Here is a 2,125-nt window from a genome sequence, read left to right on the forward strand (position 1 = left end):
GGTAGCGGTTAAACGCTGATTTCTCGCACTATTCACCTGATTAGCTTGACTCAAGCCATCAGATTGAGCAAAATTGAACAAAACATCGTCAATAGCAGGAAAGCTCGGCAACAGGGGAGAAGTCATGACGTTAACTGCAAAAGTTTATTGCTAACAGTTTTAGCCCAACAATCCCCAATCTTTCAAGGGGGATATAACAAAAATTTACAGAAAACGGGTTTCTCAAAGAAAACGGGTTTTCTAAATAGTTTCTCGAAGAAACCCGTTTTCTAAAATCACAACTTAATCTAATTCATTTGCAGTTTGCAAAACCTCCTCATAAAGTTGATGACTGATGCGAAAATTTGCTTGGCTAATTAGAGACTCCATTATCGGTTTAACCTTAGCAATCAATCCTCTATTTTTAGCGATTAAAAGAACTCCTAGAACCCCCGTAATTGACAGCCCCAAACGCACAGCCTCCCTCCGTCCAAGACGCTCATCAATTAACAATTCATCTGCTTTTAATTCTAAGGCAAGAGCGATTGCTTCTGCTTCGCCAAGATCTAAATTATATTCATTCCTCAAACAAGCCACAAGTTCTAAATTAGTGGCTTGTTTAACCTGTATCCACTTCAGAGAAATTATCGCTTTAATGCGGATATCTTCCTCAGTTAAATTGGCTAATTCATTGGCAACTGCTTGGGGAATGACAACATTAGTATAAATATCTTTTAAGATTGACAGATAACCAACAAGAGCAAGACTGCTGAGAGGAGAAGTATCGCTAATAATAATCATAGCCAACCTTTCTCTTTTAAATGCTTAATATCTTGCTGAAACTCAGCAACATCATAGTGAATACAAATTCCTCGTTCAGAAAGCATCCGTTGAAACTTGATTTGATTAATACCTAATAACTCACTTGCTTTTCCTAAGCTAATCTTATCTTGTTGGAATAACATAACAACAATTTCCTTCAACAGTTCATCCTCTGATAAACCACTTGCTTTAATCACTTCTTGGGAAATAACTAGAGTCATATTTTCTCCGTATTTTGATAAGAATTATACAAATGCTATCCTATGTTTTGCGGTCTGTCAATTCCCTTTGGCAGACCTCAATTCTAACTGTTAACTGTTAACTGAAATTCCCTCTCCGAAGCAATCTTACCCCTTGTCATGGCGAAGATGCGATCGCTAACGTCAAACCTAGGCAGTTAAAGTATTTAACCAATTGATTAAATCTTCAACCGTAGAGAAGTCGAATAAAGCTTCTCCTAATACTTCGACATCATCAATACTTAACTGCATGATTTTAGTTTCCAATGAAGGATTAATCTCCCCTAACTTGCGTTTAAGTTGACGAAGAATCAATGTCTTTTCCCGTTCAATACCTTGTTCGATACCTTGTTCAATACCTTGTTCGATACCTTGTTCGATACCTTGTTCAATACCTAGTTCAATACCTTGACGCATCCAACTGGTGGTAATTTGCATAACTCCCTCCTGTACGGGTTGACTAAATGTGCTAATCTCTTCTTGAAATTGTCTCTCTTCCACCGGATTTAGATTGAGATAAGTATCAATAAATCCAGAAATCAATTGCATTCTCGCCGACTCTAACCTGAAAGTAATTAACAAGCGCAGACATTCCGCTTTTACCTTGGCTCGCTCTATCTCTGCAATGTTCATCTTCGCCATCAAAGCTGAAGCAACCGGATTCGGCTGATTGAGAAAATCTCGCCAATTTAATCGATTTAACTGCACTACTTGATAGTTAAATTCTAATACCTTAAAATCAGGAAAATCGACTACATATTGACTAATCGCTTCTCTTTTTGGGCCTTGAATAAGAAAAAATTACAATCGGATAAATCGGTAAGACAAATTTCTCATGAAAACGAGCAAAATAAGTAAACATTCGCCGGTTAAACCCCTGGCGGGAACTTGGCTGCGCCTCCAGATGAATCAGGAAAAACGATTCTTTTCCGCGAAACTTAACTTGTGCGACTAAATCGCTTTCATACCTTTCTCCTTCGGTGACATCGGTAAATACTTCTTTGTCTAAAAAAGTAATCGAGTCCCTATCTAAATAATCGATCAATTGAGGGAAAAACAACTCAATAAATTCGATAAAAAAGGTG

At 37.6% G+C, this 2,125-nt stretch carries 2 protein-coding genes and 2 pseudogenes; all 4 read right to left on the reverse strand.

What is annotated here, in order from left to right; translation table 11 throughout:
* Positions 1-126, reverse strand: a pseudogene (locus O9295_RS27690) (DUF4347 domain-containing protein); the annotation flags it as partial.
* A gap of 156 nt (positions 127-282) precedes the next feature.
* Positions 283-780, reverse strand: coding sequence for a PIN domain-containing protein (locus tag O9295_RS04075; RefSeq protein WP_079205556.1), 498 nt, complete (start codon positions 778-780; stop codon positions 283-285).
* A complete protein-coding gene (locus O9295_RS04080; RefSeq protein ID WP_002739258.1) occupies positions 777-1,022 on the reverse strand; it encodes a UPF0175 family protein in 246 nt (81 codons plus the stop codon). Before O9295_RS04080 ends, O9295_RS04075 begins: the two co-directional genes overlap by 4 nt.
* A 168-nt stretch (positions 1,023-1,190) precedes the next feature.
* A pseudogene (locus O9295_RS04085) lies at positions 1,191-2,125 on the reverse strand (Rpn family recombination-promoting nuclease/putative transposase); the annotation flags it as partial.

It is taken from the genome of Microcystis sp. LE18-22.4A, from assembly GCF_027531105.1.
Lineage (GTDB): Bacteria > Cyanobacteriota > Cyanobacteriia > Cyanobacteriales > Microcystaceae > Microcystis > Microcystis aeruginosa.

Bases quoted from the DNA above. Each gene is read 5' to 3' on its own strand.
- O9295_RS04075 (WP_079205556.1), bottom strand. From the start codon at position 780: ATGATTATTATTAGCGATACTTCTCCTCTCAGCAGTCTTGCTCTTGTT.
- O9295_RS04080 (WP_002739258.1), bottom strand. From the start codon at position 1,022: ATGACTCTAGTTATTTCCCAAGAAGTGATTAAAGCAAGTGGTTTATCA.